Below are 8,544 nucleotides of genomic sequence, written 5' to 3' on the forward strand. Positions count from 1 at the left end.
CAGCAGGGATATCGGATATGGCTGGTGCAGTTCAGGATGCGGCGGCGTCGCTTGCAGCCGGTGGTCCGGGGGCGCATAACGTCACAGTAAGTGGTGGTTCGGTGCCGCCGCAGATGCTGCTGTTCGCAGGCATGAATGGTTCGGAAGGGCTTGGGAATCTGTTTTCCTACACAGTACAGCTTAAAACGCCGGACGCCCTGAACCTGGGATACGTTTCCCCCGCGGCCAACCTGCCGCTTCAGCCCATGGTAGGCAAAGACCTGTGCGTCAGTATCGAACTGGACGGTGGCGGAAAACGGTATATCAGCGGGCTGGTGACGGCGGCGAGGGTGGTCGGCCATGAGGGCCGTTCGGTAACGTATGAATTACGCATTGAGCCATGGCTGAAGCTGCTGACCCATACCAGCGACTACAAAGCGTTCCAGAACAAAACCGTGGTGGATATTCTCGATGAAGTACTGGATGAATATTCCTTTCCGGTGGAAAAGCGGCTGGTGGAAAATTATCCACCCCGCGCCTGGCAGGTGCAGTATGGTGAAACCGACTTCGATTTCATCCAGCGCCTGATGCAGGAATGGGGTATTTACTGGTGGTTTGAGCACAGCGAGAACAGCCATACGCTGGTGCTGGCGGATGCCATCAATGGTCATAAAGCGTGCCCTGACTCGCCACTGGTGGAGTGGCACCAGGAAGGGCTGAAACTGGATAAGGAATTTATCCACACCATTACGGCCAGTGAGAGGCTGCGTACTGGAAAGTGGGTGATGGACGATTTTGATTTTATGAAGCCTCGTTCGCTGCTTAAAAGTACCGTGGCCAGTCCGCGTGATACCGGTCATGCTGAATACGAGCATTACGAATGGCCTGGTGATTACTTCACTACGGGCGAAGGCGAGATGTTGACGCGTATTCGTATGGAAGCGCAGCGTAGCCCAGGCAGCCGGGCACATGGGGCCGGTCATATCCGTACCCTCATGACCGGGTACACCTTTACATTGATGAATCACCCGACGGCAGAAATTAATCAGGAATACCTGCTGGTACAGACCACGCTGTTTTTACGGGACAATGCGCAGCACAGCGGCCAGGATCAGCATTTTACCTATGTCACCACGTTTGAACTGCACCCAACCAGCGAAGTTTACCGCCCACAGCGAACCCTGAGCAAACCCCACACCAAAGGCCCGCAGAGCGCCATCGTCACCGGCCCTGCGGGGCAGGAAATCTGGACGGACAAATATGGACGGGTGAAGGTGCAGTTTGGCTGGGATCGTTACGGTAATAATGACGAAAACAGCTCCTGCTGGATCCGCGTCAGCTATCCGTGGGCAGGGAAAGGATTCGGCATGATCCAGATCCCGCGCATCGGCCAGGAAGTGCTGGTGGATTTCAAAAACGGCGACCCGGATTTACCGATCATTGTAGGGCGCACCTACAACCAGGACACCATGCCGCCGTGGGGGCTACCGGGCATGGCGTCGCAGAGCGGGATATTCAGCCACTCGTTACAGGGGGGGCCGACCAACGGAAACATGCTGCGCTTTGACGATAAAACGGGTGCGGAAGAAGTGAGGTTTCTTGCGGAGAAAGATCTGAATACCGTCGTGAAAAATAACGAAACACACACGGTAAAGGCAGATCGGACGAAAATCATCATTCATAACGAAACATCCACGGTAAAAATCGACCGCACGGAATTTGTTGATGGTAAGCATACCGAAACCATCAAAGGCAACCGGAATATTACCGTAACGGAAGGCGACCAGTCTCTGACGGTGAAAACGGGTAAACGCGAGGTGACGGTAGAAACGGGAACCTGCACGGAGACGGTAGAAGGGAATATCACCATCACGTCAAAAACCGGGGCGATACACCTTACCGCAGCAACGCAGATAAAGTTGACTGTCGGAAAAAGCACTCTTGTTATGAATTCAGACGGCACTATCACCCTCGATGGACCCACCCATCTGGCGCTAAATCCACAGTAATCCATTTCATTAATTTTCAGGGAAAAATAACAATGCAATATCTCATTAATGAAGGGCATTTCACTCTGCCGGGAAACTGGCAGGACAGCAGTATGAATATTCTGACGCCAGTACTAAGTGCGGTTGCCGGAGCAAATGTAGTTGTCACTCGTGAAATATTGCCGGAAGGCGCGCAGTTTGATGACTATCTGGCGGTGCAGAAAAAGAAATTCCGTACCGAACTGTCGAAAATGGTGTTCACCGTAGAAGAACGCTGTCATGTGCAGGAGCGCCCGGCGGAATACTGGGAATTTAGCTGGGATAACAAGGGGGTGATGATACAGCAGTTGCTGCTGGTAATCCTGAACGAGCGACAAGTACTGACGCTGACCTATTCCTCAACGCAGGCGCTGGCAGAGGAGGATCGTAAAGCGATGCGGGGAGCATTATTGAATTTTTGTTTTGGAATGCCACAGGATAAATAACCCAGCCAGTTCAGCGGGAAGGACGAACAGATGACGGAAAAAAGCGCGCAGGAGAAGTTAGCGGAGCTGGATCAACGGGACAGTAATGCCGAAACAGTGGAGAGTATTGCTACCACAGGACATATTGCCAGTACTGGAATAATGGCTGTCAGTATGGTGGGAGCAACGGCAAAGGTAGGACTGGCAGCCGCAGCAGCAAACACCTGTGCAGCCGGAATAGCCAAAGCTGTTGCAGGATTTGGAGGCCCTTTGATTGCCGGACTGGTTGGCGGGATGCTGGGGGGATGGCTGGGCACCAAAGCAGGTGACTGGTTCATGGATACCTGGGGTAAAGATCACGCAGTTTCCGGCCCAACAGATATACCTGCGTGTGTGGGTCATCACATTGTTCATAACAATTCCTTTCTGGGTGCTATTGGTGGGTTAATCGGTGGACTTATTGTAGGGATTGCAGTGGGAGCTCTGGTTGTCGCTACAGGGGGCGCGGCATTGGGTGTGCTGGCTGCCACCGTTGCTGCCGGGGCCGGGGGATTAGCTGGTGGATTTGTCGGTGGCGCAGCGATGGTAATTGGTTCCCGCTGGGCATCTGAAACCGGACAGATTGTAGAAGGCTCTCCTAATGTTTTTTTTGAAGGAAAAGCGGTAGCTCGCGTCACTGATCCGGTTGAATGTAGTAAGGATCCGGGCAGTCCTCCTCCACAGATAGTGGAAGGGAGCAAAATTATTTCCGTCAACAGCCTGCCGCTGGCGCGTAAGGGCCATAAAATTACCTGCTCGGCAGTTATTCAGGAAGGATGTAAAACCATTACGGCTGATAAGACGACCGGACAGTATGGGCCGATTAATGCCGATATGACGGTGCTGGAGCAATCTGTTGTATCAAGTCTGGAAGTGTTAACAGCTCTATGGGGAGCAAAGCAGTTAAACAGAGCCGCAAATGAGCGTATCAGTCAGGGGTTCAGCGATCCGGTGGATACCGGAACGGGTGAATATCTGGATTACCGAACTGATTTCAACTATCCGCATATTTTACCGCTGACGCTGAAACGTGCTTATACAGGCCGACATCCGGTTAGTGGTTTGCTGGGCAGTCGCTGGTTGTGTAACTGGTCGCAGTTTCTGGAGTTCGATTGCAACGGGAAAAACGTCACCTACTTTGATGCTGAGGGGCTATGTCCGGCCTACTCCACGGAGCAGGCACCATACAGTAGCCGTAACCTGCTTGTCCCGCACTATCGCCTCCTGGGAAACCGTGAGCGGGCTATTATCTTCGACGAATACTCACAATTGGGTTATATCTTTACGCCCATCTCCCCCGGCGCACGCCGCCTGCGGCTAACGGCAATAAAAGACCGCAACCGCAACGAAATTCGCTTCACCTATAACGTCATCGGCCAACTGACAAACGTAACCCACAGCAGCGGCCTGAATCTGCGGGTGATGTGTGGCCCGCAGGGGCAGATATTTCGTGTGATCGACGAGTCAGACGGAAGCGAGCTGGTGCGCTATGACTATATCAGTCACGGCGATGAACAGCGACTGAGCGATGTGCAGACCCGCTTTAATGGCGCGTTGCATTATACCTATACCGAACAGGGCTGGCTGAGTTCCTGGCGCGACAACGGCCCGACGCACTTCCACCTGCGCTATGACGATGAAGGCCGGGTGACTGCCACAGGCACACAGGAAGGCCTGTATAACGACACCTTCCGCTACTTCCCGGAGGAGCGCAGAACCGATTACACCGATGCCACCGGAGCCACCACCACGCTGTGGTTCGATGAGTCCTGGCTGCTGAAAAAACAGCGTGACCCGCTGGGGCGTATCACTGAATGGGAGCGTAACGAATACGACCAGCCGCTGTGTATTCGCCAGCCGGGTGGGCGCATTACTCAGATAAAACGCGATTATGCCGGGCGTATCCTGAGCGAAACGGACGAGAACGGGCGTAAACGTGAATGGCAGTGGGATGAATTTGGTCAGGTTACGGCATACCAGGACCACCGCACCACGGCGGCGTACCACTATAACGCCGAAGGGAATCTTATCCGCCGGGAGGTGAACGGGCAGAACTGGCAGTACCGTCATACCGAAGACGGTCTGCTCAAGGAGATACAGTACCCGGACGGCAGCCACGAACAGTGGAGCTACAGCGCTCACGGTGGCCTGCTTTCCCATACCGATGGTGAAGGCCGCACAACCCATTACACGGAAGACCGCTGGCTGCGGCTGACGGGGCTGGTGGATGCTGAAGGGCGCAGCGTGAACTGGCAGTACCGCCCCGGTGCCGATAACCCGCATGAGAAACTGAGCGCAGTAATCCGGGCCGACGGTGGCGCTGAAACCTTCCGCTATGATGGTGAAGGCAAAATCACTCTCCACACCGGGGCCATGGGCCAGACCACGCGCTACCGCCACGGGGCATTTGACCTGCTGCGGGAATTGGAGGACGCGGGCGGGCAGCGGATACTTTGCGACTACGATGGTGCCGCAAGGCTCACGCAGCTTACGCGCAGCGGCAACCAGCAGTGGCGGCTGTACTACGATGCGGCGGGCCAGATGGCCGGGGAGGAGGACTGGTCGGGACGCAGAACCGTCTATATCCGTGATGAACAGGGCCGGCTGGCAGAAAAACACCGCCCGGACGGCAGCGTATGGCGCTATGCGAGGGATGAATATGGACGTGTAACCGCCATCAGCGGCGAGCATCAGAAACTGTGTTATCAGTACGACCGCCATGACCGGATGGTGAGCGCGCAGGTGTATGAGCGCAGCGACGCCGGTGAAGCAGGTTACACGCTCACCAGCGAAGTGACACTGGAGTGGGATGAGCATCACCGTCTGGTGGCTGAAGAACAGGACGGCCAGCGCACGGAGTACCGCTATGATGAGGCAGGGCGGCTGGCGGGCACCACTACGCCGGACGGGGAAACACAGAGAGAATACGACGCTTCGGGTATTCTGACGGGCTACCGCAGCAACGGCCACCGGATGGACTTCGGTCATTCCCTGGCAGGTCTGGAAAAAAACCGGCGTTACCGGCCGGAGGATGAGGAAAGCTTGCTGGCACAGACGCCGCTGAACCATGCGGTATATATGCAGGAGCAGGGATACGACGCCTGCGGGCGTACGGCATGGCAAAAACAGGGCGCAGAGCGGCTGGCAGGCAGCCACCAGAGCGTGGCGTCGTGGCGACCGCTGGGCGAACACCGCTACGCGTGGGATAAATCGGGCCGCCTGACCGGGCATGAAGTGTGGTCGAAAACGCGTACGGAGCGGGAAACGCGTTACCAGTATGACGCCCGCGACCAGATAACCAGCGTACTGCGGCTGGACGCTGACGGCCCGGCGCAGGAAGAGCGCTACCGCTATACGGTAAATGAGCAGATAGCCGAAAGCCGGATAAACGGCATTCTGTCGCAGCACCAGTACAGCCGTGAATGTGTGACACAGGCGGGCGACAGCCGCTACGAATACGACGGCTGCGGCAGGGTGACAAAGCGCACCGAACAAAAACGCGGCTTCCGCCCCCAGGTGTGGCGCTACCGCTGGGATGACTTCGACCGGTTACGCGAGATAAAGACACCGGACGGTGAAGTGTGGCAGTACAGCTACGACGCCTTTGGCAGACGAACGGCAAAACGTAACATCGTCCGGGCGGCGTGGAAGCAGCAAAGCCACGCCGTCAGTGAAGTTCGCTATCAGTGGCTGGGCATGGCGCTGTCGGCCAGTGAGAAACGGTATGCAGACGGCAGTCCGGCACTGCGGGAGCAGTGGCACTACCGTGGCGGGTTCGAACTGCTGGCAAAGGAAAGCCGGGCAGCGAATGATGACCGGAGCCATTTTTACCCGGTAGTGACCGGCCCGGACGGCGCACCGCAGGAGATGTATAGCGCGAACGGGCGGAAGGTGTGGACGAAACACCGCAGCCTGTGGGGGCTTCCGGCAGCGAACGACTCGCCGGACAGTGAGCGTGAAAGCTGCGATGCGGGGTTCATGGGCCAGTGGCAGGATGAAGAGAGCGGGCTGTGGTATAATTTACACCGCTACTACGACGCCGGGACGGGGCAGTATTTAAGTCCGGATCCGCTGAAACTGGCGGGCGGGCTGAACACGCAGTCATATGTGCATGACCCGGTGGGCTGGTGTGATCCGTGGGGTTTAGCCGTCTGCCCTAGGGATGAACTTGGGCAGTTTGCTTCAGGTGAAGAACCTGTAGTTCATAACCGAAAGAGTGAATATCCAAGCAGTTACCGAGCAGGGATAAAGGATAAAGTACTTGATGCTCATACGATCCTAGATGGTCCAAATAAGGGGAAAATAATGACTGCGGATGGTCAAGTTATAGAAAGAACGGATCAGGGAATTACAATTGAGCATCAAAAACCTGTAGTTGAACACTGGAATGAAACAGGTTATAACTCCACAAGGGCAGAAAGGAACGATTTCTATAATGATACAAACAATATGTCTATATTGCTTCGTCCTGAAAATAGTTCGGGTGGTGGGGAAATGGCTGCGGCCGGAATTAGGTATAGACAGGATGTAGGTTCAGACTATTCGAGGTGAGATAATTTATGATTACTTATGATGATTTGGTTAATGGGTTTGGTGAATCAGTTGAGGAATTAGGAAAAAAATTATTCAAATTTAGGATCGAATTACCAAAGTTCACGATTTTTTATTATTTATTAAGTGCCGACGGCATAGGTGATATTTTGTTGTCATCTAAAGGATGTGAAGATGATAAATTTGCTTTTAACCTATATGCCCAACTGTCATTAACAGAAACTATTTATGCTCTAAAAAAAACAAATATTCATTATAATGTGTATGGTTTTGATTCGCTTCTATTGATTCCGCCTAACTATCATAATAATTTACGTGGGATACTGGATAACAAAAGAGATAACCTTGTACTGTGTGCTCCTATATTTCATTATGAATTTTCAGGGAAGGAATCAGTGGATGAGTTTCGAGAAATGAGTACTAAAAGAGTTTTTATAAATGAGTGGAATCGCAAGCCAGTTCCTAAACTTTTGATTCAATTCAATAATCCAAGAACTGGAACTGGTACAATAGATAATAGATTTGTTTTAACTAATTTTTCATATCTGATGTCTGAGATTAATAATCTTAATGGTGTGACGCATGGTTTTATTAATGTGATGAATTATCTGGATGAAGTTATTCGTATCACGTCTGGTACTACTAATGTTTACCGTCTGAGTTCAGCTACGGGCGAAGAAGATATGAATGGGGATATTTTAAATGAAAGAATTAAAGAGTTTTTGACAAAATAATTATGAACCAACTTTGAATAAAATATGCTCGATTATTTGACTGTGCAAACAATAATTTTACGATGCGGACGGTGGCTGACGGGGGAACCGCGAGCGAATGTTTGCGCTGAATGTATGCGGGGATTCTCCCGGATCTTTGCCTGTACTTACAGGCGAAAATCCGGGGATATCAATTTTATGGCTCGATCAGATCTTCGATAAAGAGCACGCCATCAGCAGTACGCAGCCAGCGTGGAGCTTTCAGTTTTGCTGCAAAGAACCAGACCAGTTCGCACAGTAATCCAGTGAGGGATTGTTGTGTTTCCGATCCCTGCGCCCGTTCCGTCAGAAGCTGGAGCAGCGTCAGGCAATACTCACACAACTGTTCGGGGTTTGGCTCAAAGCGCGGAAACGAGGTCGGCAGATCATCAAGCGTCAGGCTGTCCACCAGATGGGACGGAATGGGATCGTTCAGCGTGGGAGACAGAATGGAGAGACAGGCGCGAAGACGCCCATATAGCGCCATTTTCAGCGCTGGATCGCGACATTCAATCAGGGTTTCAGCGAAACGGTCACAGTGATCGGCCAGGTCAGTGAAATCGGTGGCAGAACTGAAAGGAATGGACAGTAAATCATAATCAGGGGTGAGGATTGTAGCCATAAGGCAACCTCCACTAAGTGATTTTAATACCGCCAACGGAGAGGCTAATCTCACGGGTGGCGGAACCAGACGAGGTTAGCCTTACCGGCCTTAGCAGGGAAAGATCACGTAACGCTGCTTTTTTGTACTAAACAATTCGCATTTTATGT

5 protein-coding genes are annotated in these 8,544 nt (G+C 52.9%); 4 read left to right on the forward strand and 1 reads right to left on the reverse strand.

The genetic code is table 11. The annotated features are described in order from the left end of the window. The 4 genes from HEN33_RS23370 to HEN33_RS23385 form a co-directional block, all read left to right on the forward strand. A partial coding sequence (locus tag HEN33_RS23370) for a type VI secretion system Vgr family protein (RefSeq protein WP_183083474.1) occupies positions 1-1,988 on the forward strand: 1,988 nt, incomplete at its 5' end. A gap of 32 nt (positions 1,989-2,020) precedes the next feature. After that, positions 2,021-2,452 (forward strand): DcrB-related protein, encoded by a 432-nt coding sequence (locus tag HEN33_RS23375; protein ID WP_103253938.1) that lies wholly within the window; start codon positions 2,021-2,023, stop codon positions 2,450-2,452. A gap of 30 nt (positions 2,453-2,482) precedes the next feature. Next, complete coding sequence (locus tag HEN33_RS23380; protein WP_176262515.1) at positions 2,483-7,021, forward strand: RHS repeat-associated core domain-containing protein; 4,539 nt, start codon at positions 2,483-2,485, stop codon at positions 7,019-7,021. Between the two features lie 8 nt (positions 7,022-7,029). After that, positions 7,030-7,755: a hypothetical protein gene (locus HEN33_RS23385; RefSeq protein ID WP_183083475.1), complete on the forward strand. Its 726-nt coding sequence runs from the start codon at positions 7,030-7,032 to the stop codon at positions 7,753-7,755. Between the two features lie 175 nt (positions 7,756-7,930). Here the strand turns inward: HEN33_RS23385 and HEN33_RS23390 are convergent, their stop codons facing one another. Next, entirely contained in the window at positions 7,931-8,395 is a 465-nt protein-coding gene (locus HEN33_RS23390) for a hypothetical protein (protein ID WP_176262599.1), read from the reverse strand. Positions 8,396-8,544: the final 149 nt, after the last annotated feature.

Source organism: Escherichia sp. 94.0001 (genome assembly GCF_013369155.2).
GTDB classification, from domain to species: domain Bacteria; phylum Pseudomonadota; class Gammaproteobacteria; order Enterobacterales; family Enterobacteriaceae; genus Escherichia; species Escherichia coli_F.